General features: G+C 37.4%; 22 protein-coding genes, 4 pseudogenes and 1 riboswitch. Of the genes and pseudogenes, 11 read left to right on the top strand and 15 right to left on the bottom strand.

Annotated features, from left to right (window positions below):
- The first annotated feature begins 17 nt into the window (after positions 1 to 17).
- The 5 genes and pseudogenes from amaP (at position 18) to IGI47_RS08295 (ending at position 4,230) form a co-directional block, all read left to right on the top strand.
- A complete protein-coding gene (amaP, locus tag IGI47_RS08315) occupies positions 18 to 581 on the top strand; it encodes an alkaline shock response membrane anchor protein AmaP (RefSeq protein ID WP_005875247.1) in 564 nt (187 codons plus the stop codon).
- A 12-nt stretch (positions 582 to 593) separates the two neighbouring features.
- Positions 594 to 782 (top strand): DUF2273 domain-containing protein, encoded by a 189-nt coding sequence (locus IGI47_RS08310; RefSeq protein ID WP_005875246.1) that lies wholly within the window; start codon positions 594 to 596, stop codon positions 780 to 782.
- Between the two features lie 12 nt (positions 783 to 794).
- Complete coding sequence (locus IGI47_RS08305; RefSeq protein ID WP_016176606.1) at positions 795 to 1,352, top strand: Asp23/Gls24 family envelope stress response protein; 558 nt, start codon at positions 795 to 797, stop codon at positions 1,350 to 1,352.
- A gap of 46 nt (positions 1,353 to 1,398) precedes the next feature.
- Positions 1,399 to 1,641 carry a GlsB/YeaQ/YmgE family stress response membrane protein gene (locus tag IGI47_RS08300; RefSeq protein WP_081133641.1) on the top strand — a complete coding sequence of 81 codons (243 nt, stop codon included), beginning with the start codon at positions 1,399 to 1,401 and terminating at the stop codon, positions 1,639 to 1,641.
- Positions 1,642 to 2,469: 828 nt separating this feature from the next.
- Positions 2,470 to 4,230: pseudogene (locus IGI47_RS08295) on the top strand (1-deoxy-D-xylulose-5-phosphate synthase).
- Between the two features lie 579 nt (positions 4,231 to 4,809).
- Here IGI47_RS08295 and IGI47_RS08290 read toward each other — a convergent pair.
- A complete protein-coding gene (locus IGI47_RS08290) occupies positions 4,810 to 5,412 on the bottom strand; it encodes an ankyrin repeat domain-containing protein (protein WP_438783917.1) in 603 nt (200 codons plus the stop codon).
- A gap of 368 nt (positions 5,413 to 5,780) precedes the next feature.
- Between IGI47_RS08290 and IGI47_RS08285 the strand changes: the two genes are divergently transcribed.
- The 5 genes and pseudogenes from IGI47_RS08285 (at position 5,781) to pbp4 (ending at position 11,483) form a co-directional block, all read left to right on the top strand.
- Positions 5,781 to 6,395: a flavin reductase family protein gene (locus IGI47_RS08285; protein WP_311931052.1), complete on the top strand. Its 615-nt coding sequence runs from the start codon at positions 5,781 to 5,783 to the stop codon at positions 6,393 to 6,395.
- A 109-nt stretch (positions 6,396 to 6,504) separates the two neighbouring features.
- Entirely contained in the window at positions 6,505 to 6,711 is a 207-nt protein-coding gene (locus tag IGI47_RS08280; RefSeq protein WP_311931053.1) for a hypothetical protein, read from the top strand.
- A gap of 201 nt (positions 6,712 to 6,912) precedes the next feature.
- Positions 6,913 to 7,078, top strand: a riboswitch (M-box (ykoK) riboswitch).
- A gap of 110 nt (positions 7,079 to 7,188) precedes the next feature.
- Positions 7,189 to 8,379 carry an FtsW/RodA/SpoVE family cell cycle protein gene (locus IGI47_RS08275; RefSeq protein ID WP_438783916.1) on the top strand — a complete coding sequence of 397 codons (1,191 nt, stop codon included), beginning with the start codon at positions 7,189 to 7,191 and terminating at the stop codon, positions 8,377 to 8,379.
- Positions 8,380 to 8,458: 79 nt separating this feature from the next.
- A complete protein-coding gene (locus tag IGI47_RS08270) occupies positions 8,459 to 9,337 on the top strand; it encodes an LCP family protein (protein WP_438783915.1) in 879 nt (292 codons plus the stop codon).
- Positions 9,338 to 9,442: 105 nt separating this feature from the next.
- A pseudogene (pbp4, locus tag IGI47_RS08265) lies at positions 9,443 to 11,483 on the top strand (penicillin-binding protein PBP4(5)).
- 183 nt (positions 11,484 to 11,666) lie between these two features.
- Here pbp4 and IGI47_RS08260 read toward each other — a convergent pair.
- The 8 genes and pseudogenes from IGI47_RS08260 to IGI47_RS08225 all read right to left on the bottom strand — a co-directional run bounded on the left by IGI47_RS08260 (position 11,667) and on the right by IGI47_RS08225 (position 20,073).
- On the bottom strand, positions 11,667 to 12,884 hold the full coding sequence (locus tag IGI47_RS08260) for an MFS transporter (RefSeq protein WP_438783914.1): 1,218 nt from the start codon (positions 12,882 to 12,884) through the stop codon (positions 11,667 to 11,669).
- 95 nt (positions 12,885 to 12,979) lie between these two features.
- The gene (locus IGI47_RS08255; RefSeq protein WP_438783913.1) at positions 12,980 to 13,444 is read right to left on the bottom strand and encodes a MarR family transcriptional regulator; all 465 of its coding nucleotides are present in this window, start codon (positions 13,442 to 13,444) and stop codon (positions 12,980 to 12,982) included.
- A gap of 73 nt (positions 13,445 to 13,517) precedes the next feature.
- Positions 13,518 to 14,669: a cation:proton antiporter gene (locus IGI47_RS08250; protein ID WP_311931058.1), complete on the bottom strand. Its 1,152-nt coding sequence runs from the start codon at positions 14,667 to 14,669 to the stop codon at positions 13,518 to 13,520.
- Between the two features lie 147 nt (positions 14,670 to 14,816).
- Positions 14,817 to 15,341 (bottom strand): HdeD family acid-resistance protein, encoded by a 525-nt coding sequence (locus tag IGI47_RS08245; protein WP_193809537.1) that lies wholly within the window; start codon positions 15,339 to 15,341, stop codon positions 14,817 to 14,819.
- 78 nt (positions 15,342 to 15,419) lie between these two features.
- Positions 15,420 to 15,757, bottom strand: a pseudogene (locus IGI47_RS08240) (DUF2200 domain-containing protein).
- A 526-nt stretch (positions 15,758 to 16,283) separates the two neighbouring features.
- Positions 16,284 to 17,813, bottom strand: coding sequence for an alkyl hydroperoxide reductase subunit F (gene ahpF, locus IGI47_RS08235; protein ID WP_311931061.1), 1,530 nt, complete (start codon positions 17,811 to 17,813; stop codon positions 16,284 to 16,286).
- 11 nt (positions 17,814 to 17,824) lie between these two features.
- Positions 17,825 to 18,388: an alkyl hydroperoxide reductase subunit C gene (gene ahpC / locus IGI47_RS08230; RefSeq protein ID WP_438783911.1), complete on the bottom strand. Its 564-nt coding sequence runs from the start codon at positions 18,386 to 18,388 to the stop codon at positions 17,825 to 17,827.
- Positions 18,389 to 18,540: 152 nt separating this feature from the next.
- Positions 18,541 to 20,073: a helix-turn-helix domain-containing protein gene (locus IGI47_RS08225; RefSeq protein WP_438783910.1), complete on the bottom strand. Its 1,533-nt coding sequence runs from the start codon at positions 20,071 to 20,073 to the stop codon at positions 18,541 to 18,543.
- A gap of 140 nt (positions 20,074 to 20,213) precedes the next feature.
- Here IGI47_RS08225 and IGI47_RS08220 point away from each other — a divergent pair, with 140 nt between their 5' ends.
- Positions 20,214 to 21,164: an LPXTG cell wall anchor domain-containing protein gene (locus IGI47_RS08220; protein WP_438783908.1), complete on the top strand. Its 951-nt coding sequence runs from the start codon at positions 20,214 to 20,216 to the stop codon at positions 21,162 to 21,164.
- A 77-nt stretch (positions 21,165 to 21,241) separates the two neighbouring features.
- Here IGI47_RS08220 and bsh read toward each other — a convergent pair whose 3' ends face one another.
- From bsh to IGI47_RS08190, 6 genes and pseudogenes are all read right to left on the bottom strand, one after another.
- Positions 21,242 to 22,216, bottom strand: a complete 975-nt coding sequence (gene bsh / locus IGI47_RS08215; protein WP_311931066.1) for a choloylglycine hydrolase — start codon at positions 22,214 to 22,216, stop codon at positions 21,242 to 21,244.
- Between the two features lie 281 nt (positions 22,217 to 22,497).
- Positions 22,498 to 23,532: an AI-2E family transporter gene (locus IGI47_RS08210; protein ID WP_438783907.1), complete on the bottom strand. Its 1,035-nt coding sequence runs from the start codon at positions 23,530 to 23,532 to the stop codon at positions 22,498 to 22,500.
- 119 nt (positions 23,533 to 23,651) lie between these two features.
- Complete coding sequence (locus tag IGI47_RS08205; protein WP_311931069.1) at positions 23,652 to 24,083, bottom strand: MarR family winged helix-turn-helix transcriptional regulator; 432 nt, start codon at positions 24,081 to 24,083, stop codon at positions 23,652 to 23,654.
- Positions 24,084 to 24,142: 59 nt separating this feature from the next.
- Entirely contained in the window at positions 24,143 to 24,553 is a 411-nt protein-coding gene (locus tag IGI47_RS08200; RefSeq protein WP_104661625.1) for an organic hydroperoxide resistance protein, read from the bottom strand.
- Between the two features lie 475 nt (positions 24,554 to 25,028).
- Positions 25,029 to 25,877 (bottom strand): annotated as a pseudogene (locus IGI47_RS08195) (YitT family protein).
- Between the two features lie 491 nt (positions 25,878 to 26,368).
- Positions 26,369 to 26,743, bottom strand: coding sequence for a PaaI family thioesterase (locus IGI47_RS08190; protein WP_438783905.1), 375 nt, complete (start codon positions 26,741 to 26,743; stop codon positions 26,369 to 26,371).
- Positions 26,744 to 26,831 lie beyond the last annotated feature (88 nt).

Here is a 26,831-nt window from a genome sequence, read left to right as displayed (position 1 = left end):
AGGGTAGGAGGTGGAAAATGAATAAAGGGTGGAAGATAATCGGTATTATCGCAAGTTTGTTTTTATTATCCGTACTTCTAGGTGTAGCTGTGATCAATGCCCCGTATATCATGCCAAAACAGTTGGAAAGATTTCGCTTCTTCGTTATCACAAACTACTATATGCAGCAATATCTATTTTGGGCAGCTGTCGTTTTTGCTATTCTTGTGTTTATTTTGTTATTGGTCGTACTATTCTATCCAAAATCAAAAGGCACATTTGTACTAAAACAAAAGGACGGTACACTGACGTTGGACAAGAAAGCAATCGAAGGGTTGGTTCGGTCACAATTACATGAAGAAGAGTTTGTTGGTTCGCCGAAAGTAAAAATACGTTCAACGAAAAACAAAATCAACGTTCATGTGAAAGGCGATTTAAAACGTACATCTTCATTAGTTGGAAAAACAAGTGCATTGATGCGAGAAATCGAGCAAAAAGTCAGAAATGTACTTGGCACAGAGCAAAATATTGGTGTAGCTGTGACATATAGTGGTTATGAAGAGCAAAATACTAGAGACAACAAGCACTCTCGAGTAGAATAGGAGGGACTTAAAATGAAAGAATTATTTTCAACATACAAGCTCCCGATTATTTTCGGGGGACTTGGGTTACTACTAGCTATCTTATGGCTTACAGTAGGCTTTTTTAAAACTCTTTTGATAATCATCATGACTGCGATTGGCGTAGGAATTGGTTTTTATTTAAAAGAAACAAAAATTTTAGATCATTTTTTTAAATCATAGGAGGAATAAAAGATGGAAAACAAAGAGATGAAAAACATGAACGTAACTGCTAACGGTACTCACACAGAAGATAGCCATATCTCTAAAGGTGAATTGACTTATGAAGATAAAGTCATCCAAAAGATCATTGGTTACGCATTGAAAGATGTTGACGGATTATTGACACTTGACGGCGGCTTCTTCTCAAACATCGCTGAAAAATTAGTCAATACAGATAACGTTACTGCTGGCATCAATGCAGAAGTCGGCAAAAAACAAGTAGCTGTTGATTTAGACGTTGTTGTTGAATATGGCAAAGACATTGAAGACATCTACGAACAAATCAAAGACTTGATCAGTCGCGAAGTAAACGACATGACTCACTTAGATGTGATCGAAGTGAATGTGAACGTCGTAGATATCAAAACACAAGAAGAGTATGAAAAAGATCAAGAAACTGTCCAAGATAAAGTGACAGATGCAGCAAAAACAACAGGACAATTTGCTTCAAAACAAACAGATAAAGCAAAATCTGCTGTAAGCAAAGGAACACAAAAAGTAAAAGATAACGCGGAACCTCGTGTACAATAATAAAAAGAAAAAAACTGGAAAAAGTAGCATATAGGAGGAAATTAAAATGGGATTTATTTGGTCATTAATCGTTGGTGGTATTATCGGAGCAATTGCAGGTGCAATTACAAATAAAGGGTCTTCAATGGGCATCATTGCAAACGTGATCGCTGGTTTAGTTGGGTCTGCAATCGGACAAGCTTTACTAGGTTCATGGGGTCCAGTAATTGGTGGAATGGCAATCGTTCCTTCATTGATTGGAGCAATCATACTTGTATTGATCGTCTCTTTCTTTGCTCGTAAATTATAAGAGGACTTTTAAGTCGATCCATTAAGTAAGAATATGTAGTAGGGACAGATGTGTGAAGAGGATAAAAAAGACTTTCATGAAAATCATCGTTGATGAATTTCAAGGATTCGGCTTTATCTCTCGGAGTGCAACACATCTGTCCCTTTTTCTATGGATAGAAAGAGTTCAGACATTGTTTGGACTTTTTTGTTTTCATTGCAAACAGTATTTTTACTTCTAATAATAGTATGTACGCATCTGATACTTATCGATTGCCGAAGATTTTTGTCGTTCACGATGCTTTTTCAGTATGTTCTGGAGACCTTCGCAACAACAGAAAATCAACATGCTAAAATCGAATTGTACATAAATAAACTATAGAAAGTTGGGGATGACGTGGAATTACAAATGTCGCGAAAGACAAAAATTTTCTATTTAGTGATGAGTTTGGTCATAACATTGGGAATATTCTTTTTGTATTGATGCAGCTATATCAATAGAAGATCCATGAACCTTTAAGTTTTCAGAAAATGTTTATAGTAGCAAAGATGGAGAATGGGATACTTTTATATAGAAGAAGCTCAGAACCAAAATGAAGAGATAGGCTCCTTCTTTTCATAATATCCGCAAGTGTTCACAATGAAAAGTGAAATAGCTGTTTGATAAAAATTTTAGAAAGTTACATATAGATGTTTACTTGCTAGAAAAATCGCTTCTCTTTTTTTATTTTTTTGAAAATCCCCTTGACTTAGAGTTGACTCCAAGTAGTACAATGATTCCTGTGCTAGAAACTCTATTTTCTTGCAAAAAGCAGCGCGAATAAGTAGCTGATAAGGGAGAGAACAATTCATGACTACAACTGAATGTATATTGGACAAAGTAAATGGTCCTGCAGACGTTAAACAATTAACAATTGAAGAAATGACGTTATTAGCTGATGAAATGCGTCAAATGATTTTACAGAAAGATAGCGCAGTCGGTGGACATGTGGGTCCTAACTTAGGAGTAACTGAATTAACGATTGCCTTTCATTATGTATTTGATTCACCAAAGGATAAAATCGTTTGGGATGTGTCCCATCAATCTTACGGGCACAAATTACTGACAGGCCGTAAGAACGGTTTTGAAGAAGGACATTATCATGAAGTTACAGGCTATTCTAATCAACATGAAAGTGAACATGACTATTTTACGGTAGGACATACATCAACGTCTATCAGTTTGGCTGTAGGTTTAGCAAAAGCCCGCGACTTGAAACATGAAACAGGAAATGTGATGGCATTTATCGGTGATGGTTCAATGAGTGGTGGTTTGGCATACGAAGGATTGAATAACGGCGGAGCATTGGACTCAAATCTGATCGTATTGGTCAACGACAATGAAATGTCGATTGATGAAAATCATGGTAGCTTGTATCAAAATTTGGCAGAATTGCGTGAAAGCAATGGTCAAAGTGACAATAACTTGTTCAAAGCGATGGGGTTTGACTATCGTTATGTAGCAAATGGAAACGATCTTGAAACAGTTATCCAAGTATTTAAAGAAATCAAAGATATCGACCATCCAATCATTCTTCATGTGTATACTGAAAAAGGTCACGGATATCGACCTGCGATTGAAAATAAGATGAAATACCATTGGCATGTTCCTTTCGATCTAGCAACTGGTGAAGCAAAACATCCAGCAACTGGCGAAACGTTGAATCAAGCAATCATTGCCTACTTGGATGAAAAAACAACGAATAGTGACACACCGATCGTTGCTGTCAATGCGGCAATTCCAGGTATGTTTGGTTTGAAAGAGTAACAGAAAAAACATCCAGATCATTATTTTGATGTAGGTATTGCGGAACAACATTCGATTACTTTTGCGTCAGCTTTAGCTTCACAAGGGGTTCGCCCAGTAGTTTTCCAATCAAGCACATTCTTACAACGTGCGTATGACCAATTATCACATGATTTAGCAATCAATGAAAATCCAGCCGTGATTTTGGTTGGGGGTGGAACGATCTCTGCAAGCGATCGTACACACCAAGGAACATTTGACATTGCGTATCTTTCAAGTATTCCTAATATCAAATATCTTGCACCTGCAACTAAAGAAGATCTACTTTCAATGCTTGACTGGGCATTGACACAAACAAAACAACCAGTAGCAATCAGAATTCCAACACATGGCGTACAACATGGTGAAGCAATTGCCAAAGATTACTCGACACCAGCGTACCAAGTGTTGAGTGAAGGCGAAACTGTAGCTGTTTTGGCTTTAGGCGGGTTCCTTGAACTTGGAAAAGCAGCAGTGGAAGAATTCAAAAAAGCAGGGATCGATGCAACATTGATCAATCCTGGAACAATCACAGAATTTGATCGTGAAACATTGGATCAGTTGAAAGAAAACCATCAAGTAGTTGTGACTTTAGAAGATGGTAGCTTGGCAGGCGGGTTTGGCGAAAAAATCAGCCGTTATTATGGTGATTCTTCTATCAATGTCTTGAATTTTGGTTCTAAAAAAGAATTTACTGATAGCATTCCAACGCAAGAACTCTACGAACGTTATCATTTAACGCCTGCACAAATCGTTGAAGATACACAAAAAGTACTTTCTAAATAGTGTTTGTGAGTGGTGGTATCCTTAGAGAAACAAGTCAAGTACTTTAAGAACTAAGAGGAAGTCTAGAAATTGGCTAATTGGTTTTTATCCAATTTTACTTTTTGGTGACTGCTGTTCTTCTTAAGTGTTTAAAAATAAAAATGAGGTAAAAGTGAGTGATTACTTTTATCTCATTTTTTATTTATGAAGAGAGAAGTAGATAAAGACATGATATTTACTATATAATTATTATGTAAACTTATTTTAAAGAAAGATAGTAGAGTATCAGATAAAATCGAGCTGTCTGTTTCTAAAACATCCTAAAATAATGGAAAGAGCACACCACCATAGAGGTCGAGACAAAACTCGTTTAGGTTTGAAAAATTGGAGAAAAAGGCTGGGACAGAAGTGTTTAACTAGGAGAAATAAGAAAAAATTCACGAAAATTGCTTTTCAAATTTTTGTGAATCTCAACTTATTTCCGAAGAACCTGACTTTTGGACGCCGTTTATCCGAGAGTCTATTGCAAAACTGATTTTTGGATTTGTCTCACATTTCTTTTGATGAGCTGTTCTTTTTATCTAAAAATCTCTTTTTTCTTTAGGAAGTAGTGGTCAATTGGGTCAATAGTTGTGCATAGCCTAATTCTCTAGCGTAGTCCTCAGCTGTTTTTCCATAATTATCCCGTAGCTCCTTGTTTGCTCCGTTATCTAGTAATACTTGAACGATTTCCTGGTAGACAGCAGAACCATCTCTCAAAGCGACTGCTTCGATCAGTGCTGTGTACCCGTAGTTGTTTTGATGATCGATGTTTACTCGTTCATCTGCTAAGAGGAGTTTGACATTTTCTAAATGGCCTTTTTCTGCAGCGGGTATCAGTGCATTTCCACCAAAGCGGTTCACGATCTGCTGATCTGGTTCGCCATTTTTTAACATATAGTCTAAAATTTCTGTTTTCCCTTGCGCGCTAGCATAGAGATAAGGACTGTCTTGTATCCCATCTTGTTGATTGATATCCGCTCCATGATCAATCAATGCCTTTGCAATCTCAAGCTGATTCAGATGAGTAGCGATCATCAATGGAGTTTCACCAGCTTCATTTTGTTCATCAATGGGGTAGTCTGGATTTTTCAATAATTCTTGTACTTGTTGAAGATCATTGGCGGTGACAGCGTGTAATAAACTTTCTGGAACAATCGACATGACTGTTTCCTCCTTTGTTGTTTGACTAGATTCTACTTGAACAGTACTTGAAGTCACTACTGTTGTTTGTGAAATAGGGGAGTTCTCTTTTTAGGGATCAAGAGTACAAGCACTGAGAAATAAGGGACTCAGGCCCAAGAGTGATAGTATGAAGAAATGTTTCATAAAAGCACCTCCTTTTACCTATCTTATGGATAAATGTACATGAGGGCAACTATTATATTTGGGAAGTATTGAGCATCTAAAAACATGGGCTGCTTTTGCTAAAAAGAAGAGTTTCTTGACAAAGAGACAGCGTTCATAGATAGTTAAAAGCAACGTTGACTTGCTACGTACAAGCAATTATTGAAAGAAAGTAGGGGGATTTAGTGATTACACGTATGCCTTCAGAATTATCTGAAAGAGAAAATTATAAATTATTGATCGGCTCGGTGATTCCCAGACCAGTAGCCGTCGTATCGACAATTTCTGACAAAGAGGTGTTGAATATTGCACCATTCAGCTATTTTAATATCGTGAGTTCAAATCCACCGATGTTATCCCTAGCAATCCAGAGAAAAGATGGTGAAATGAAGGATACTGCAAGAAACATCGTAGGAAGAAAAAAAGCGGTGATCCAAGTACTTGATGCAGAAATTTTACTTGAAGTGAACAAAACAGCGGCGAGTCTTCCAAACGACGAAAGTGAACTGGCCTTGACGAATCTAACGACAAGAAAGTCAGAGAATACACCGATCCCGATTTTGAATGAGGCGAAAGTTACCTTTGAAACGAGTCTTTACGATCATGTAGAGATCAAAAATGAAACAGCAACGACCGCCGATCTATTTTTGCTATCGATTGAAGCATACCACTTGGATGAATTGGTTTATGATCCAGAAACAGGACGGATCGATCCTGAAGCGCTTCATGCAATCAGCCGGCTTGCTGGAAGTGATTATGCTACGATTGGTGAAATCATCACGTTGGCACGACCAGACTAACTGTTGGGTAAAAAATAAAATACTGCTGTTATTTTTCTTTGTTTATGCTAAAATAAATTAATTTATAAAAGGGTAACAATCGTTATCCCATAGATAAGGGGTCTTTAACATGTTAAACATTTATTATCAAGTGGCAGAAGATGCAAAACCAATGGAAAAAGAATATGGATCAGTAAATGAGTTTCTTCAAGGTCAATACCTAGAAGTACCACCATTACAAGACCATTTCAAAGTCATCAAAGCAACGATTGAGGGAGAAGAAGTCACACTAAAAGATCAAACGATCGGCGGGCTATTCAATCTATTGAATAAGTAAAAATAGTTCTTTTTATTCCGAAAAGTGAAAAGCGATTCCTCTAAGCACTAAAACATATATAGTGTTTAGAGGAATTTTTTATGTAGAGTTCAACTGATGAATAAATATCTTAAAGATTGTTTAATTTCGTTTTTTTATCCCAGAATTTATTGCGTAAAAACGTTCAGACGATTACTATTAATTTGTAAAAAATAAAAATAGTAATAACCTTGTTAGGTGAGGCTCCTATACAAACACAAGCTATTGCTCAGAAACGTCGAAAGACGCCAATGGGTCAAACAGGAATTGTCGGATTAAGGCTTTTTCAAATAGCTAAGGATTTTTCTTTACGTTGTATAGTGCTAAAACTCGGACGATGAGATGATGCTAGGTCAGAATTCTTGTTCGAAAAGGTTTCTGACCTTTTCTTGTGCTTAAATAACTGATGCTTACCCGCTCGTGGTTCACCTAACTTGTGTCAAAGAAGGGAGAAATGCGATGTGGAAAAATAGAAAGATCGACTGGTTGATTTTAGGCCCATATATGGCCTTGTCAATTGTCGGTCTTTTAGAAATTTATAGTGCAAGTTCGTATCGATTACTCGTAGCGCAGGAAGATCCCAAGAGTCTGTTTGTTCGTCAATTCTGCTTTATTCTGCTTAGTTGGTGCATGATCGCGTTCACATTTTCTGTCAGGTTGCGCATACTGCTGAAACCTAAACAAATAAACTACGGTATCATGGTGTCGATTTTACTATTGCTCATGATGAAAGTCGGTCTATTCGCTGTCACAGTCAATGGAGCGCAACGATGGATATCTATCGGAGGGATTCAGTTCCAGCCTTCTGAACTAGGAATGATCTTTTTGATTTTATACCTTAGCCGTTTTTTTAGAGATGGCGAAAAGGTGCCAGATAAGGTCCATAGGCCGCTATTGCTCGTTAGTACAATGGCGTTGCTTGTTTTATTTCAACCTAAAATAGCAGGGGCGATCATGATCTTAACAATTGCTGGAGCAATGATCTGGGCGGCAGCAATTCCAATAAAAAAAGGAGTAGTGCTTATCTTTTCTTCTGTTGTTGGTCTGATCCTGATGGCAGGACTGGTAATATTATTCGAAAAACATGGACTGCTGCCCTCCTTTTTTGAACACGCCTATAGCCGTATTACGATGGTCCATGATCCGTTCCTCGATGAACATGGAGCAGGATATCAAATGAGTAATTCTTATTACGCGCTTTATAATGGTGGGCTATTTGGACGCGGATTAGGAAATAGCATCACAAAAAAAGGCTATTTGCCAGAATCTGAAACAGATTTTATTTTTTCGATCATTACAGAAGAATTCGGATTGATTGGGGCATTGCTTGTATTACTATTGCTTTTTCTGATGTGTTTTAGGATTTTTCAAAGGAGTGTCCAATCACAAAATCAGCAAGCAAGTTTGATTTTGATCGGAGTCGGTACATGGTTACTCACGCAAACCAGCATCAATGTCGGAAGTGTTTTAGGCTTGATCCCCATGACGGGAGTACCATTGCCGTTTGTTAGCTATGGTGGCACGAGTTATTTCATTTTGTCCTTTGCAGTTGGCTTAAGTCTGAATATCACTTCTAGACAAACGGAAAGAAAAAAACAGGTCGACGAGTTGCAGCTCGATCGACCCAAAGTACTAAAAAAGAAGAACTGAGAATTTCTCAGCTTGGATTATCATAAAGGACAACGATCGATTTTTCAAGTAAGAGATTCTTATTAGAAAGGAATATGAAATGAAAACATTTCAAAAAATAATTCTAGTTTTTTTGGCAACGATCGCCATCGTAGTCGGCTATTTTTCCTTTGAATTCGTTCATGGATTCTCATCTGGGAACCAATCAGCTGGTGTCCAAAAAGTAGAATCGAAAGATGTGCCTACGATCATCAATGTTGCGTTGATAGGTTCAGATGCTCGATCCAAAGAAGAAGAAGGACGTTCGGACTCTTTGATGGTGGCGCAGTATAACCAAAAAACAAAAGAAGCAAAATTAGTATCGATCATGCGTGATTCATACGTAGATATTCCTGGTTATGGTATGAATAAGATTAATGCGGCCTATTCATACGGAGGCGTGGATCTGCTAAACAAGACTTTAAAGGAAAACTTCAAATTTGAAGCTCCTTATTATGCAAGCATCACTTTCCAAGATTTTATTGATTGTGTGAACGAACTATTTCCAGATGGTGTGAAGATCAACGCAGAAAAAGATCTGGATTTAGATGAGGTCTATATCAAAAAAGGGGAGCAAACCATGGATGGCAATACATTGCTGCAATATGCACGCTTTAGAGAAGATGAAGAAGGCGACTTTGGTCGTATCAGACGGCAGCAACAAGTAATCAAGGCCCTCTCTTCACAGCTTAAAGATGTGACTTCCATTCTCAAATTGCCAAAGGCGGTAGGTAAATTATTAGGAAGCATCAAAACAAATTTACCGGAAAGCGTATTGATCGATTGCGGACTTGATTTTTTGAATGAAGACAAAAAAATAGCTACGTTATCTGTCCCTGTGGATGGAAGTTGGGATTTCAATAACAATACGCCTTCTGGCAGTGTATTGGAATTAGATTTGACCAAAAATCAAGAAGCTCTCAAGCAATTTTTAGATTAGTAAGTTTTTCGTAAAAGAAGCTAGAACAAGCAATCAAAGCTATGTTCTAGCTTCTTTTCTTGTGTTAGAATGGAACGGAATATATTTGACGAGTGGAGGGAAAAGATGAAACGAAGTGATACTCATCGAAAGAAAAAAACAGGTCTGATTGTTGGTGGCGGGGTTATTCTGGTTCTTGCAGCGGCTTGTGGCGGCTATTTTCTTTACCAGCATCAACAAGAAGAAAAGGCAGTCAAAGCTAGTGAAAAAACGATCCAACAATTTGTAACAGAGCTAAATAAGGGCGACTATGAAAAAGCAGTGGCACTTATCCAAGTAGATAATAAAGGCAAGAATAGCTTTTCAAAAAAAGAAGTTTTGGAGAAGTATCAAAATATCTATGGTGCAGTCGACGTCAAAGGAATCGAAGTTTCAAATCTGAAAATCGATAAGAAAGATAGTGACACGTATACATTTGGTTATAAAGCAAAAATGAATACTACGTTAGGAGAGCTAAAGGATCTTTCTTATGAAGGGACTCTATCGAAAAAAAAATGATCAAACCAAAATCAACTGGCAACCTAACTTGATCTTTCCTCAAATGTCAGGCAACGATAAAGTAAGCTTGACCGCTGAAACAGCAAAACGAGGGAATATCTTGGATCGTAATGGAAAACCTTTGGCGACAACTGGCAAATTGAAACAGTTAGGGGTCGTACCAGGTAAACTAGGAGAAGGCGAAGAAAAAACAGCGAATGTCACAGCTATCGCTAAAACGTTTGATTTGAATGAAGAGGAAATCAATCAGGCAATTTCTCAAAGCTGGGTACAACCCGACTATTTTGTTCCCCTAAAAATCATGGATGGTGAAACACCAGAACTACCTAGTGGTGCGACTATTCAAGAAGTTGACGGTCGTTATTATCCATTAGGCGAAGCAGCAGCCCAGTTGGTCGGCTATATTGGAGAAATCACTGCCGAAGATATCAAGAAAAATGCAGAATTAAGTAGTAATGGAAAAATCGGCCGATCTGGTTTAGAAATGGCATATGATAAAGAGCTGAGAGGAACGAATGGCGGAAAATTAAGTATTACGGATGAAAATGGTACGGAGAAAAAAGTGTTGATCGATCATGAAGTAAAAAACGGTCAAGATATCAAATTGACTCTTGATGCAGATGCACAAAAAATAGCCTATGATAGCTTAGGGGGAAAACCAGGATCGACTGTTGCGACTTCACCAAAAACAGGAGATTTATTGGTATTAGCAAGTTCGCCTAGCTATGATCCAAATAAAATGACCAATGGTATTTCTCAGGAAGACTATAAAGCATATTCAGAAAACCAGAACCAACCATTCATCAGTCGTTTTGCGACAGGCTATGCTCCTGGATCGACGTTCAAGATGATCACTGCAGCCATCGGTTTAGATAACCAGACAATCAATCCAGAAGAATCTCTAGCAATCAGTGGGTTGAAATGGCAAAAAGATTCGTCATGGGGTTCGTATCAAGTAACACGGGTGAGTGATGTCCCTCAGGTAAATCTAAAAGATGCGTTAGTATATTCTGATAATATCTATATGGCACAAGAAACGCTGAAAATGGGCGAAAAGGCCTTCCGTGATGGGTTGAATAAATTTATATTTGGCGAAGAACTAGATCTACCGCTTAGTATGAATCCCGCGCAAATCTCTAATGAGAAAAGTTTCAATTCAGACATTTTGTTAGCAGACACTGGCTATGGACAAGGGCAGCTGTTGATCAATCCGATCCAGCAAGCAACAATGTACTCTGTCTTTGCCAATAATGGAACGCTTGTGTATCCAAAATTGGTTTTAGATCATGAAACAAAAGATAAGAAAAATGTCATTAGCCAATCTGCGGTGCAAACGATCATCCCAGATTTGAAGGACGTTGTCCAAGATGTAAATGGAACGGCCCATTCATTAGCTTCACTGAATATCCCGATCGCTGCAAAAACTGGTACAGCAGAAATCAAAGAAAAACAAGATGAAAAAGGTCAGGAAAATAGCTTCTTGTTTGCTGTAAATCCAGATACGAATGGTTATTTGATGGTCAGCATGCTAGAAAATAAAGAAGAAGGGGATTCTGCAACGAAACGGGCACCTGAACTGTTGCAATACTTGAATCAAACCTATCAATAAAACCAAGTCATTGATCGTAACTATAGCTGTAATGAGAGACTCACCGATGACTGGCTGTTCCCTTGATCGGTTTTGGGTTCAAGTACGCTTAGTAGCTATACGATCCGCTTGTTCTAATAAGTAATGATTGAAATGTCTTTGGTCAACCAAGGGATATTCTTTGGATGATCGAAGCTTTTTTGTTTATCGTTGATAGGAAGTCAAATTGGAACGACTTTTCTGCTTTAATAAGAAGAAAGAGTAACTTAGTAAAAAGATACCCATAAGCGCGGGTAGTCCATGATGGATACTGGCATAAAGTTGTCCACCGATAATGGGGCCGATTACTCTAGCCAACGCCTGGATGCTTTGAGCACCGCCTTGGATCTTTCCTTGGTCGTGAGCATCTGCTCTTTTGGATAGCAGCCCATTGAAGGAAGGTCCAAAAATGGAGTCACCAAACCCGAAGAAGATCATTCCTAAGATGAAAAGCCAGACTTTCGGAATGAAAACGGATAAAAAAATCAAACCATACCCAATAATTTCGTTACTGATCCCTAACTGGATGATCTGCTGATCTTTTAGATATTTCAAGAGTAGGGGCATGACAAAAGTCTGAGAGAAGATGTCCATAATGCCCATCAATGAAAATGTAAAGCCAATTGCGAGAGGTTTCAAAGAAAAAGTATCAATCGAAAATTGAGCAAAAATAGCCTGTAGTGAGCCATTAGGTAACCAAATAAAAAAGCCGCAGATCATGAACCATTTCACCGAGGTGATGGAAAAAATCGATTGTAACTGCTTGAAGGGATTGAGTTGTCCTAAAAAAATCTTAGCAGCCCGTTTCGTTTTGTTCAAGCTTTCAGGCATCAAGAAATAACCATAGATTGCATTGATGAATGTAAGAAGAGAAGCCACAAGTAATGGGATAGCAGAACCAAAATGGCTGAGAACACCGCCAATCAATGGTCCCATTGCTGTTCCGATACCCGCAACTGCGCTGACCCAACCAAAATATTTTGTTCGATTTTCTTCAGAGGTAATATCTGCGAAGTATGCAAATATCGCGGAAATTTCACCGCCAGTCAGTCCCTCAATGAGTCTACCTAAAAATAGCACCCATAACGCACCACCTAACCCGAAGATCAAGTAGCCAATGGAAGATCCAATCGAGCTACTGATCAAAACGACTCTTCGCCCAAAGCGGTCACTCAAGGCACCAAGTATAGGACTAGCTAGAAACATAGCAAATGCATAGACGGAAGTCAGCAATGAAACTGCCACCGCTTGTTGATGCAGTGAAGTGGTATAAGATGCGACTAACGATGGGACAACAGGGGTGATGAGCGTTAAGCTAAGCCCCACCATGAAGACAGATGTGAAACCAAAGATCAATGAATGTTTTGTTTGTATAGTTGTCAAAAGAATGCTCCTCTATTTGTTTTTTTGTTTATCAGGAAACAAAAATTAGTGTAGACGATTTTTGTTTCTTTGTCAACAAAAAGAGGACTCAACCATTAAATGGTTGAGTCCTCTTTTTTTGCGGTTTTTTTTAGCTGTTCTCTGAAACGTCTGATAAAGCGGAAGACGGTATCGAATTCATCTGCAGACATCTGTTCAAATACTGCTTCATTTTCTTTGAGAAATTCTTGATGAAGCTGCTGGTGTCGGTCGTTCAGCCGCTTACCTTCTTCCGTTAAACGAAAATACAGTTCTTTTTTATTTTCTGGTTTTTGGTAACTTTCAATTAACTGTTTTGCCAAAAGCTTCTTTGTTTGTTTGCTGATAGCGCCACGTGTCAGGTAGCTGGCAGCTGCTAATTTTGTGACATTGGGTTCAGGAAGTTTTGCTATCTTCTCGATCAACTCGATTTCATTTAGCGGATATCCCTCGATGGCCTCTTCAAGTTTCGGCTTGTTTAACCAAGTGATTTCATTTGCTAAATCAAGCATCTCACTGATCAGATTTATTCTCTTGTCCATTGAGCAACCTCTTTTTTCTTTTAGTTTAACGAATATCTATTTCCCTAATCATAATATACTGCAAGGCGCTTTGCTATACTTCATGCACTTTTTTCGTGAAATATTTGAGCACTAAAGGTGAAATCAAAGTACTTAGCAGAACAACGATGACAAGTGGAGAATAATAGTGAGGCTCGATCAATTTACTTTGTTGTCCAATCTGTAAAATGATCAATGCCATCTCACCACGAGAAATCATTCCTGCGCCGACCATCAATGAACTGTTTGTTGAAAAACCTGCTACTTTTGCGCCTAAATAGCCTCCAAAAAGTTTTGTAAAGATAGCAATGATTGTCAATACAAGAATAAATAGAAGTTGTTCACTAAAGTTTGAAAAATCAACTTCTAATCCAACACTGACAAAGAAGACAGGAATAAATACAGCGTAACCTAACGCTTCAACGTTATGATAAACTTCGTGTTTGACTTTCGTTTGACTGACAGCGATACCTGCAAAAAAGGCACCGATGACAGAACTTAGGCCAATCAAATCTGCAACAAACGACATTCCTAGGCAAATAACCAATGAAACGATGATGATGGCTGAATTCGCATAAATTTTTTCAGCGAAGGACATCAAAAAAGGTGCGATCCATTTCACCAATAAGAAGATGAAGATGAAATAGATGACTTGTTCAGCCAATAACAGCGGAAGGGGAAGATTACTGGAAGACTCCCCAGTCAAAAAGGATAAACTAAAACTTAGCACCAAGACCACTAAAATATCATCAACGACAGAGGCGCCTAAAATAGTCGAGCCTTCTTTCGTATTGACAACGTTTAATTCTTTCAATACTTCAACGGAGATACTCACTGAAGTTGCCGCTAAAATGATTCCGAAGAAAATCGCTTCATTATTGGAAACTTGGAACGCTTCTCCTGTCAACCAACCAAACACGACAGGGAATAAGATACCTAAAATAGCGACGAACATCCCAGGCTTAAAGTATTTTTTCAGTAAAGAAAGGTCACTTTCTAGACCAGCTAAGAACATCAATAAGATGACCCCGATTTCAGAAAAATCATGGACTAATACACTAGGATGGACCCAGCCTAACCCAGCTTCTCCAAGTAACACACCGACTAATAACTGTCCGATCACTGCCGGGATACCGATTCGTCTTGATACATGTGAACCAATAGTCGTTGAAATCAAAATAAGACATAGAATACCGATGAATTCCATAAAATAGAACAATCCTTTCAATCGAATAATCAAACTTCTGTTTAATAACAAATATTATTTAAAAAGCAAGAAAAAAATTCTCTATTTCAACAAAAAAACCTTTAAACACGAAAGGTGCAAAAGGTTTTTTTGCTTTCTTTGAGAAACCTACGAATACATTTTACGTACTCGGAAAAAACTGACGATTTCTGATATACCCATAAAAATCAAAATAGCGCCAAAAATTTGGAAAAGGAACATCAAACTTTTGAAGGGATTGAATAATAAGATCAATCCGCCGATCAATAGCAAGACACTATATAAGCTCCAACCTTTTGACTTAGTATTTAGGCCAAAGAACAATTGAAATAGTCCATTTGCAATGATCACTAGTCCAAGAATGATTGGTAAGATCGATACAATAGCAGAGGCAAAAACTAGAACGATCAAGGCGATGATCAAAAAGACGATACCACTTATCAAGCCAAATCCCCAATCACCTGTTTGTTTTTTATTTTTATGCGCTTCTAAAATATTTATCAACCCTAGTAAAGCAAAATATGCAGTGATCAGATAGCCGATAAAATGAAAGACCGCAGTCGGATTGATCACAATAGCCAGACCAGCGATAATGTAAATTGCTGCTCGTAGAAAAGCGTAGCGTTGGAAATTCTTTCGCACCATATCAAACATAACACAAACCTCCTTTGATTCTATTCTAACTGGAAAAGTTGTTTTTACCAAATGATAACTTATGGGAGCCTTTAATTTCTAAGGATTTTTTTCCATTTTCTTTCCTTTAGCTAATTCATCGATCAACTTATCTAAATAACGGATATTCTGCATAGGTGGTTCGTCGATCTCTTCTACGCGGATACCACAAATGAGTCCTGTAATCAAATCACGTTTAGGATTCAAATGGGGTGCTTCAGCAAAAAAAGTACGAAGATCGACTTTATTTTGTATTTGTTGGCTCAACGCATCTTGTCCATACCCAGTCAGCCATTCGATCACTTGATCGACTTCGTTGAACGTCCTTTTTTCTCGACTTTCGCAATATAGAGAGGATAGACAGTAGAAAAAGGCATAGTATAAAGTTTATTTGTCATAGGTTCTCCTTTCTCCTTTTTCTTCATTATATTGATTTACATGAAGAAAGGGTAGTAAAGAGGATTTTTCTTTTTAAAGAATAGAAGGTCAAAAACAAAAGAAGTGTAGTGTGGACAGAATAGGTAGAATACCGACTAAAAATGAAGTGGATAAACGATTGGAACAAAAAGGGAGCAATCGAATGTGGGATAAATCTAAAAATCAGTTTTGCTACAGACTCTCGAATAAACAGCGTCCAAAAGTCAGGTTTTCGGAAATTTCAAAAAAGAGGCTGAGACAAAAGTGTTTTACTCCGAGAAATAATCCGAAATCAACGAAAATTGCTTTTCAAATTTTTGTGAATTTCGGATTATTTTCTCGACTTCATTTAAATTTGTTCCATACTGCAAATAAATTTCTAAAAATCGATCAATTTTATTAGCAATGATATTTTTTAGTGAGCAAAGTGAAAATAGTTCTATCTGGGTAAAAAAAGCCATTCCTACTCATAATAGGAATGACTTTTTTACGCTCTATTAGCTACTCTTAATTCCTCATCAAATAATCAAATGCTCCGAGAGCCGCAGTTGCACCGGAGCCCATTGAAATAATGATTTGCTTATAGGAACTATTTGTACAGTCACCAGCAGCAAATAATCCTTTGATCGATGTTTCTCCATGCAGATCAACAATGATTTCTCCACGCTCATTCATCTCAAGAGGAGCTGAAAGCCATTCTGTATTTGGAACCAATCCAATCAAAATAAAGACACCAGCAACATCCAATGTTTGCTTTTTCCCAGTAGCTCGGTCTTTGTAAGTGATTGAGTCGACATGAGTAGTGCCTGTGATTTCTTGTGTTTCTGCATTTAATAAAATGGTCACGTTTGAAAGAGTAGCTAATTTATCTTGCAAGATTTTGTCTGCTTTTAGTTCAGAAAGAAACTCCAATACGTAAACATGGTTTGCTAGTCCTGCCAGATCAATGGCAGCTTCAATCCCGGAATTTCCGCCACCAATCACCGCAACATCCTTCCCAGTGAACAATGGCCCGTCACAGTGAGGACAATAGGCGATACCTTTGTTCTTAAATTTCTTTTCCCCAGGTACATTGATTGATCGCCAACGTGCGCCAGTTGCTATAATAGCAGTTTTTGTTGTTAATTTTTGACCACTTTTCAAGGAAACAGCAAAAGAATCGTTTTGTTTTTGAAGTGAGGTCACTAACTGATTGGTCATAATGTCCACCGGATAAGAACGCAAATGTTCTTCAACTTGTTTCATCAATTGCGGCCCCTCTGTGTAAGGCGTCCCGATCATATTTTCGATACCCAACGTTTCGATCACTTGGCCACCAAGAGAATCAGCTACAAGACCAGTACGAATACCTTTTCGTGCTGCGTAGATGGCTGCACTGCTCGCTGCTGGACCACCACCTATAACTAAAACGTCATAAGGCATTGGCTCACTAGATGGCGTAACTGTTTGAGGACCTGTAATCTGTTCAATGATTTGTTCAAGTGTCATACGTCCACTTGCAAATTCTTGCCCATTTAAGTAGATAGTAGGTACTGCTAACACTTGTTTTTCAGTGATTTCATTCTGGTACATGCTGCCCTCGATCATCGTATGATGGATCATCGGGTTCAAAACAGACAGAATATTTAATGCCTGTACGACATCTGGACAATTATGACAAGTCAAGCTGACATAGGTTTCAAAATATAAGTCCTGCTGAATTTGCTTGATTTGCTGCGTTAAAGAATCCGTGATTTTTGGAGGACGACCACTGACCTGTAGTAGGGCAAGCAGAAAAGATGAAAACTCGTGACCTAAAGGAATCCCAGCAAAGGCGATCCCGCTAGTTCCATTTAATGGGTTGATCTCGAAACTTGGTGTGCGAGACAACTTTTTCTCTTCGATTGTCACTTTTTCCGTCATCTGGGCAATCTCATTTAAGAAATCAAGTAACTTTCTTGAATCATTAGAGTCATCTGTACTTGTCGAAAAAATAACGGGAGATTCCAACATCTCTAAATAGTGGGCGAGATTCTGCTTCGTTTCTTTATCTAACATCTTGCGACCCTCTATATCTTTCCTACAAGATCAAAACTTGGCTTCAATGTTTCGCCACTTTCTTTCCATTTAGCTGGACAGACTTCTCCAGGATGAGTACGGACATACTGAGCTGCTTTGATTTTATCAATCAGTGTACTTGCATCACGTCCAATCCCGTTTGCATTGATTTCCATTGCTTGTACGATTCCATCTGGGTCAATGATGAACGTTCCTCTTTGGGCAAGTCCTTGTTCTTCATCTAGTACATCAAAAATTCGAGAGATGTGATGAGAAGGATCACCAATCATCGTATAATTTATTTTACCTATAGCTTCAGATGTCTCATGCCAAGCTTTGTGGGTAAAGTGGGTATCCGTTGAACAAGAAAAAACATCCACGCCAAGTGATTTTAATTCATGGTATTGCTCTTGTAGGTCCTCAAGTTCGGTTGGGCAAACAAAGGTAAAATCAGCTGGGTAGAAGCAAAGAATACTCCAATTTCCAATCATGTTCTTTTCTGATACCTCAATAAATTCTCCATTACGATAAGCTTGTGCTGTAAATTCTTCAACTTTTTTTCCGATCATTGACATAAGGAAACCTCCAATAATAATTATTTATTTATAATAAATATAATTTAGAAAGAGAGAATAAGTCAATGTTTTTTTGTTATATTAGATTTTTTTGCCAAAAAAGGTGCGATAAAAATACAGTCATCAAGCAAATTGGCTCTTGACTAAACACTTTACGGACAAATACTATGGTCATTTTCTTGTTTTAATTCAAAGATATATTCAGCGATTTTCGTTACGACCTTTTTCCAATCATTTGGAGAAACGATCCCATCTAACAAATAGATTTTCTTGATATCTTTTGAAAGATGGTCAAGGGGGGAATCACTCACGATGATATCGCATTCTTCCATGTAGTATTTTTGGATGATGATCGAATCTGAAGAAAAAATTTGCTCGATTTTTACCAATAGATCTTTACCTACGTAAAAGTCTTTTGTGTAATTGATCCCAATAACGATAGTGGATTGTGCTTTAAAGCGATCATAAAGATGCAGTAAATCTTCTACAATCCATTGGACATTTTCACGTTCGAGAATATTAGGTAAATAATAGTGGTGTTCTTCTCTGAATTGCAGGTAGAATCGCTCGATCTCATTTTGCAAGACAGTAAAATTTTTCTTGCCTTGATACAACACGAAAGCCGGTAGAGGTGTATTTGGCTGATCGTGATTCAAAAAAGTACTAAAGATTTTATTACGAGCAAAATTCATCGTATATAAGGCTTGCTGATCTTTTGGTATGTTCAAACTGAAATGAGTAGCGAAGGCCTCAACCATTTTTTTACAATACATAATATGGGGAACTTTGGCTTTCAATAATAGTTCATATTGGTACTCGATCAGTTCGTCGCTCTCGATTTTAGATATGGCTAACCGTGCTAAAACATTGATCAGAATACGTTGCTCATAACCAATAGGCAAATTGGGATGAAGCAAATCGAAAACAGGATCCACTAAATACTCGATGTAGCCGTGTTCCGTAAATTCTTTTTGAACATTTTTCAAAGTGGTAGCTGGAAAATTTTCCTGACATATTTTTAATAGTAAGTACAGCTTGTCGATCATGCCGCCATTCAAGGCGATCAACAAATCTTTCTTGAAGTAAGCATTGAGAGTGTAAGCGATTGTTTGTTCCGGTTCATTGGAATAAGGAAAAGAAGTATTGGCGAATATGTTCCAATAAACATCTAAAAAGCAATATTGTATTTGTACTTCTGTTCCAGAAAGGATTTTTCTTCCTCTATTCGAAAATTTGAAGGAGATACCGTATAATGCCAAAAATTGGTTCACTGTCTTCATTTTGGAATAAAGATAGGAAGGACTGTAATTCGTTTGTTGACTGAGACTAGTCATCGTATTGCCATTCTCGCTTAGTAAGGCAGTTAAAATTTGGTAATTGGTGGATTCTAAGCAATATTTTCCTAGTAGTTCATAGTAGCACTTGGCGATATCGACTTCTTCACAAGCTAATTTGATAAAATTTTTCTGCTTTACGATAGCGATCTCTTCGAACTCAAGTGTAGTGAAGTCTTGTTCAAGTTCTTGGATGTACAATAAAAGATTAGAGTCAGACATATCAAAATAATCGGCTAGATAATGTGTGGTAATAAAAAAGCGGTGTTCCGATAGAAAAAGGAAAATATCAAGTTTGGTCACGTTTTTTTTCTTTAATAAGTACTTTTTTATTGCTTCTTGTGTCTGCATCGCGTTCCTCCATTTGGTATGATCTTGAATAATTTTACTGAAAATTTCTTGTTTTTAAACAAAAAGACAGTAAAAATCTCCTAATAATTTGTATTATCTTATTCCTTGTGAGTAATAAAAAAAGATGGGAGAGAAAGAGCATGAAATATTTAAACGTTTTATTTACTTCTGTTGTTTTAGCTAGTCTAGCAGTACCAGTTGACGCAGCACAAGTTGATGAAGCTGCGCCACAATATCCCATAACCATACGTTCAACAGAATCAGGTTGGGCGAATGTCAATCGTATCACATTACAAGATATCTTTTTACCAACGAATTCAGGTATTATGAAAGTGGCCGTTGGCGAAACGATCACGGTAAACGCAACGGTCGATTATTCAGGAGATTTAGCACCTATCTTACAATCAAGTGTTTTATTTGAAGGGGTTGATCCAGCACTAACGATTGGGTACGATCCTAGTTCACTTGTAATCAATCAAAGAGCAGCAAGGTTTTCTTTTACTGTAACACTTAATCGACCATTAACAAAGCCCGCACTATTTACAGTTAAAGTAGCAGATGGTACTCCTTTTGATAACCAACATCTGACACCTTATAGTCAACGGCAAACAATTGAAGAAGCGCCAGCTGATTCAGTAGTAGACGAAGATCTAGTTGAAATTCCAGAGACAGATGGCAGTGTTGACATCAATAAACCGACAACGAAACCGGAAAAACCAGATCAAGAAGTGACAACACCGCCTCAATCTGGGACAAATGGGAATCCTTCTAGTGAAAAAAGAGAAACTCCTGAAAATATTAATGGTTCAAAAATAAATAGTCATGGGAAAAATACAGGAAAAAGCATCACCGAAACACAAATTTTTGACAGAAATTCGCGTGTGAACATACAAGAGATCCCACGAATACAAATCGATAAAAATGAAGCAATGGATTATAAAAATAATGAAAATTACCGAAGTGAAGAGAAGCTTTCTTCAGATAATCGCCCATCAACATTGCCTAAAACAGCAGAAAAATCCAATTTATTCTTATTGCCTGCTGGTTTAGTACTACTGGGATTCACGCTTCTGAAGTTAAAAAGAAAATGAGAACGAGTCATCGTAAATGATTCATTATGTTATGAAAAGAGACTGAGACACGTGTTGTCCCAGTCTCTTTTTCGAGTTTAATTAAGGTAGTTGATTTGTTCTTGTTCCATTAACGGATAGGTGAACAATTTTGAGTCGTCTAGCTCTACTTTATGCATATCGATAGCTGTGATCTGACTATTTGTGTAGGTCGTATAGTAATATATTCCTTTATCCATATTGCAACAAGAGGAATAGATGGTGTATTCAAATTGACCGTTTCCAACATCACACAACCCTTTTTGTTGTTCCACCGATTTTAAGATATGGAAAAATTGTCCAACACTTTCGTCTTCTGAATCCCCTGAAACTGAGTTTAGTTTGGTAAACGCAGCTTTGATAAATCGGGAGCTAGAAGATAAGTCACCTGGTAAACCAATGCTACCCATGCCGCGACTGTAGACGGTCAACTCTAGTTCTTTAGAAAAAGTGTTTTCTGGGGTATGAGTAGAGACGTGTCGATAGTTGTTTAAATTAAAGAGTTGGTAATCAAAAGTAGGATTGTTCGTCAATACACCAATAGGATTATCGTATACTTTCAATCCATCAACTGTAGACTCGACCACGATCGACTCTTTTTGATCTGCTATCATCCAGTGTAAAGGCGAAAGTGGCAAGTCTTCACTGAAATCGATGTTGACTAAGTTGATTTCCTTTAATAATGCTCTTGCTTCGAAGACATTTTGGCATTGACTTAGGATCCAAGGGATAAACTCAAATGGAGAAATGTTGGTTTTTTCGGACATTTCTTCAAAGAAATGCGCATTCCCAGGGAAATTTAGTCCCGCCATGCTTAAACCAGTTTCATTCGTTGCTTCATAATAGAGAGGATAGTCATTGACAACAGTTGCCATACCAATCAATGCATAATGGGTGGGGATCTCCGTCACTCTCCGAAATTTAAATGGATAATTTCTAGGAGTGATGGTTACCACTTCATGATAAGAAATCTCCAAATCCAAATTACGACCAAAATAATGATCTTTCGTTGAATAAGTAATTGATGTACACATTGTACATTGCCTCCTTTGATGATGGTAATTTAATCATAGGACAATTTTTCATTTTTTTCCACTAATAACTAAGTAGATGTTCAAAAAAGAGTGAATGTGGGACAAATCTAAACATCAGTTTTGCTACAGACACTCGAATAAACAGCGTCCAAAAGTCAAGTTTTTCGGAAATTCCAAAAAAAACGAGCAATACAAAAAACGTATTGTTCGTTTTTTCTCAAATTTCTCAAACCTAAACGACTTTTGTTTCGACCTCACTCTAAAGACGAATAAGCGCTAGGTCAGGGATTGTTTTCCTTTGTCACGTGTTGAGGAATTTCCTTCACCTTTAAGACATCAAGGAAGAAAGTGAAGATCGGAATTCCGACGATCAAACCCCAGACGCCGAAGAATCGTTCACTAACTAATAAAACGATAAAGGTGTAGAAAATAGGTAATTCTGTTTTGCTTGACATCAATTTTGGGTTCAAGACATACGACTCAATCAAGTGGACGACTAAGATCGTTAAAAGAATATAGACGACATCTTTGATCCCTCCCTGAGAATAAGCAATGAACGAAAGAGGGACACATGAAACGATCACACCTGCAACTGGGATCAGACTTAAAAAGAAAACCATGATAGCTAAGCTTAATAATTGGTTGAAACCAAAAGCGGCTAAGGCAACGGTCGTCAATAATGTATTTAGTAAGGCAATAATGAATTGTACTTCTAAAACCAAGCCAAATGTATTGACGAATTTATAGGCAAAATAATAGATATCCTGGAAAAACCAAGCAAATTCACTCTTTAAAAACAATCGTGAGAACACAACTGTTTTTTTCTTCTCGATCATAAAAAAGAAACTTAAGATGAATGACATGGCAAAAGCAACGGCTAACTTACCGATATCTTGTAAATAGCCCAATGCGATCGATGCACCATTTTGTAGTTGCTCAAAAAAATCGTTTCGTTCAATGTAATTATGGATATACAAGAGAACAGGATCAGCATCTTTTGGCTGATGTTCGTAGAAATTGATCACTGATTGGATCATGTCAAATGTCTGATGGATCAGCACAGGGATATACTTTGTAAATGCAAGATAGATCAGATAAACGACTAAAGCATAAATGATGATCGTCAATGTACCAGTCGGAATTTTCACAAACCGTTGGATGACTTGAACTAAATGGATCATCAGATAGGTAAAAATAAAGGTAAGTAAAATAGTGGTGATCATGCTCTTTACAAGAAAGAGAACAACGATGATCGATAATAAAACAGTTAAACGACGAACTTTTTCATTCGCCAGGAAACGCTGATAAACAGACAACACAACAACCTCCAAGTGTAATGAAATAATAGCTTATGTAATTGATTATAGTGTGGATTCCAATAATAAGAAAGAAAAACTGCTGACAATTTATACAAAAAGTCAGCAGTAACTTCAAATCAAGTAGTATGACGAAAATTATTCACCATTTTAGTTGTTAGTTTTTGCAAAAGGACTAATTCATCAGGTTCTAAAGGAAGATGAGCAAAAATCTCCGATGGAATCGTTTCTGCTTTTTTTGCTAGAATCCTGCCATTATCCGTTAAACCGATGCGAACGATCCGTTCATCTAAAGTGTCTCTTGCTCGTGTAAGATATTCTTTTTCTGCTAGCTTTTTTATCACTGGTGTCAACGTACCAGAATCTAAACAAAGGATTTTACCCAAATCTTTCATCGTCACTTGATGTTTTTCCCACAAGACAAGCATTACTAAATATTGTGTATAGGTTAGTCCTAATGGTTTCAATAGTGGCGTATAATATTTGGTGATTTCTTTTGAGGCTGCATATAAAGGGAAGCACAACTGATTTTCTAAATATAACTCTTCCATTTTTATTCACCCCGTTCATTAGAATCCTTTGCTAGCATAGCTGATTTTTTAAAAAAAGTCTAGCCTTCAACGGCTGTCAATGTTACTTCGATATTTCCTGCTGTTGCTTTTGAATAAGGACAAACCTTGTGAGCTGCTTCCAATAATTCTTGTGTTTCTTCTAATGATAGACCATCAACATGTCCTTCAATTTCGACACCTAAAACAAAGCTCATTTCGTTTTCAGCATATAATGACACTTGTGCACTGATAGTAGAAGCTCCAGCAATGTTTTTTTGGTTTTTGATCAATTCCAACGCACTGTTGAAACAAGCACTGAAACCGGCAGCAAACAATTGTTCCGGATTTGTCGCATTTTCGACACGACGTCCAGGGGCAGCAATATTTAATTCGAATGAATGGTCAGGGCTATGCACTTCTCCAGAACGTCCACCTGTATTGATCATTTTTGTAGAATACATTTTTTTCATAAGAAACACTCCTTTAAATTTAGTTGTGTGAAATCTAATTGTATACAACTAAATAAAAAAGAGCAAACTAAAAGATTTCAGTACTCGTTAAAAAGTTCATTGAGGGAAACATAATGGCTTGGAGAAAGAAAAGAATAGCTAAAGAAAGACCCAGATTGCCAACACAGTAACGTCTGCTTCACTAATCTGGGTCTATACTATTTCGTGTGGATCGTTCGGCAAACGATCAGGAGAAAAAGAATGAAAAAAGATTTATGGGATAAAGTAAGGATAAACACGTAATCTTAAAAAAGAGGCTGGGACAGAAGTGTTTAACTCCGAGAAATAACAAGAAATGAACGAAAACTGCTTTTCAAATTGTTGTGGATTTCGTCTTATTTAAGAAGTAGTTGCTTCTGCTCCCACTGTTTATTCGTTTTTAAAGTACGAGACAAAAGTGTTTCTTACTTTTGTCCCACGCTCTTATAGATTAGGGTCACTCGATTGGATGGTACGTAAAACCACTACCCATTACCTCAGCTACACTATTGACGATAACGAATGCAGTTGGATCGATTTCTTCAATCAATGGTTTGATTCGTGAAAATTCATGATCAGTGACAACGATCAGTAACACTTCTTTCGACTTTCGATTATATCCGCCTTTAGCTTCCAAGAGAGTCAAGCCCCGCCCAATCTCCGCACTCAAACGGCGTCTGATTTCTTCTAGCGAATCTTCGCTCATGACCATGATCGATTTTTTTCGATTCGTTCCTGTTTCGATATAAGACATGACGATTGATGTGATGACGATAGAGAGAATCGCATATAAGAATTATTCAAATCCAAAGACGAATAAATTCAGCGAAACGACAACAGCATCAGTAAATAATAGGCCAATTGAAGTATTTAAATGGAAATATTTTTTGAAGATCAGTGGGGGAATCGTTGTACCGCCGCTCGATGAGTTATTTTTGTATAAAATTGCTACACCGAGTGCAAAGATGGCACTACCGAAGATGACCGAGAGCAAACGATCAGGAGTAATCATTGTTTCAGGAATGATGGCAATGATCAGCGGGAAGACAAGACTTCCAAAGAGAACTTTGAAGAAAGGTTGTTTGCCTAAGAAAAGAAGAGCCAATCCTAACATAATGATATTCAGTACCAAGATGACCATTGCACGGTCAAATCCTAATGCAGATTCTAAGAGGATACCAAGCCCGCTTACTCCGCCTGCTGCAATATGATGGGGGCCTAAGAACATATTGATACTTACCCCTAAGATAGTTAACGCAAAGACTATTTTTATGTAAGTCCAAGTGATTTTTTTTATATTATTCATCCATTTACTTCCTCATTCTATTTTAATTTTATTGTTATGTTATTAGTATAACCTAATAATCACTAAAAGTTAACAATGGATTAAAATTTAAGTTGGACGCACCTAACTTTTTTTACTACTATTGTCTTGATTTAGGCTAATAGGGACTTATTAAGAAATGTTAAAGGAAGAATAAAAAAAGGGAAGAAGTTGAAGAGGTTTCTTAAAAAAGTAAATGGAATAAAGGAAAGAAACGCTTTTATTTCATGTCTTAAATGTAGATAAACGGAGGGAACAGAAGAAGAATCAACGGAAAATAAGTAAGGATTCACCAAAAATTAAAAAGCAATTTCTGTGAATCCTTGTTTGTTTCTCGGAGTGAAATCCCTTTAGTAATAAGCTTTTTTGCGAATGGGAAATGGTAAAAGTCTAGTTCTAAGTGGGGAACATGTCTTTTTTCTCGGTAAAGGAAAGTGTTGTTTTACTAAAGAACTATTTTTTATAAGCTTTTATCAAGAAGACGTGATCTCTTTGATTGCTAACGTACAAGTACCGTTGGCAATCATTATATGTTCATCTAGCAATACTTCTGCCGACCAAAACTGGATGTTCCTACCGATTTTATTTGGGGTGGCAATGACTCGCAAGGTGCCATACCTAGCTTTGTCTAAGTGTTGCACATGAAGCTCGATCCCTACAGCGGCGTGCGAGGAATCCAAGTGCTGATTTGCACCCATACTGCAAGCTGTCTCGATTAAAACACCACTGATCCCCCCGTGTAAGTACCCGAATGGTTGGTGATGGATATTGGCGAGAGAGAGTAGAAGTTCCACTCGTTTTTTCGAGAGTACAACTGTCTCGATTTTTAAATAATCAATTAAATTCATCATATTCAATCCCTTAAGTATTTTTGCTTAGTATAACAGAAATTTTTTAAGTAATGATAAAATTACAAATGTTTTCTTTGAGTTTTGT

The sequence above is a fragment of the Enterococcus sp. AZ191 genome, assembly GCF_051713845.1.
GTDB lineage: Bacteria > Bacillota > Bacilli > Lactobacillales > Enterococcaceae > Enterococcus_B > Enterococcus_B durans.
The sequence above is the reverse complement of the archived record's forward strand: the minus strand, read 5'-3'. Positions and strand labels throughout refer to the sequence as shown.

Coding starts and splice junctions, on each gene's coding strand:
- amaP (WP_005875247.1), top strand. CDS start 18: ATGAATAAAGGGTGGAAGATAATCGGTATTATCGCAAGTTTGTTTTTA.
- IGI47_RS08310 (WP_005875246.1), top strand. CDS start 594: ATGAAAGAATTATTTTCAACATACAAGCTCCCGATTATTTTCGGGGGA.
- IGI47_RS08305 (WP_016176606.1), top strand. CDS start 795: ATGGAAAACAAAGAGATGAAAAACATGAACGTAACTGCTAACGGTACT.
- IGI47_RS08300 (WP_081133641.1), top strand. CDS start 1,399: ATGGGATTTATTTGGTCATTAATCGTTGGTGGTATTATCGGAGCAATT.
- IGI47_RS08290 (WP_438783917.1), bottom strand. CDS start 5,412: ATGTCGATTGTTCCAGAAAGTTTATTACACGCTGTCACCGCCAATGAT.
- IGI47_RS08280 (WP_311931053.1), top strand. CDS start 6,505: ATGTTAAACATTTATTATCAAGTGGCAGAAGATGCAAAACCAATGGAA.
- IGI47_RS08275 (WP_438783916.1), top strand. CDS start 7,189: ATGTGGAAAAATAGAAAGATCGACTGGTTGATTTTAGGCCCATATATG.
- IGI47_RS08270 (WP_438783915.1), top strand. CDS start 8,459: ATGAAAACATTTCAAAAAATAATTCTAGTTTTTTTGGCAACGATCGCC.
- IGI47_RS08255 (WP_438783913.1), bottom strand. CDS start 13,444: ATGGACAAGAGAATAAATCTGATCAGTGAGATGCTTGATTTAGCAAAT.
- IGI47_RS08250 (WP_311931058.1), bottom strand. CDS start 14,669: ATGGAATTCATCGGTATTCTATGTCTTATTTTGATTTCAACGACTATT.
- IGI47_RS08245 (WP_193809537.1), bottom strand. CDS start 15,341: ATGTTTGATATGGTGCGAAAGAATTTCCAACGCTACGCTTTTCTACGA.
- ahpF (WP_311931061.1), bottom strand. CDS start 17,813: ATGTTAGATAAAGAAACGAAGCAGAATCTCGCCCACTATTTAGAGATG.
- ahpC (WP_438783911.1), bottom strand. CDS start 18,388: ATGTCAATGATCGGAAAAAAAGTTGAAGAATTTACAGCACAAGCTTAT.
- IGI47_RS08225 (WP_438783910.1), bottom strand. CDS start 20,073: ATGCAGACACAAGAAGCAATAAAAAAGTACTTATTAAAGAAAAAAAAC.
- IGI47_RS08220 (WP_438783908.1), top strand. CDS start 20,214: ATGAAATATTTAAACGTTTTATTTACTTCTGTTGTTTTAGCTAGTCTA.
- bsh (WP_311931066.1), bottom strand. CDS start 22,216: ATGTGTACATCAATTACTTATTCAACGAAAGATCATTATTTTGGTCGT.
- IGI47_RS08205 (WP_311931069.1), bottom strand. CDS start 24,083: ATGGAAGAGTTATATTTAGAAAATCAGTTGTGCTTCCCTTTATATGCA.
- IGI47_RS08200 (WP_104661625.1), bottom strand. CDS start 24,553: ATGAAAAAAATGTATTCTACAAAAATGATCAATACAGGTGGACGTTCT.
- IGI47_RS08190 (WP_438783905.1), bottom strand. CDS start 26,743: ATGAATTTAATTGATTATTTAAAAATCGAGACAGTTGTACTCTCGAAA.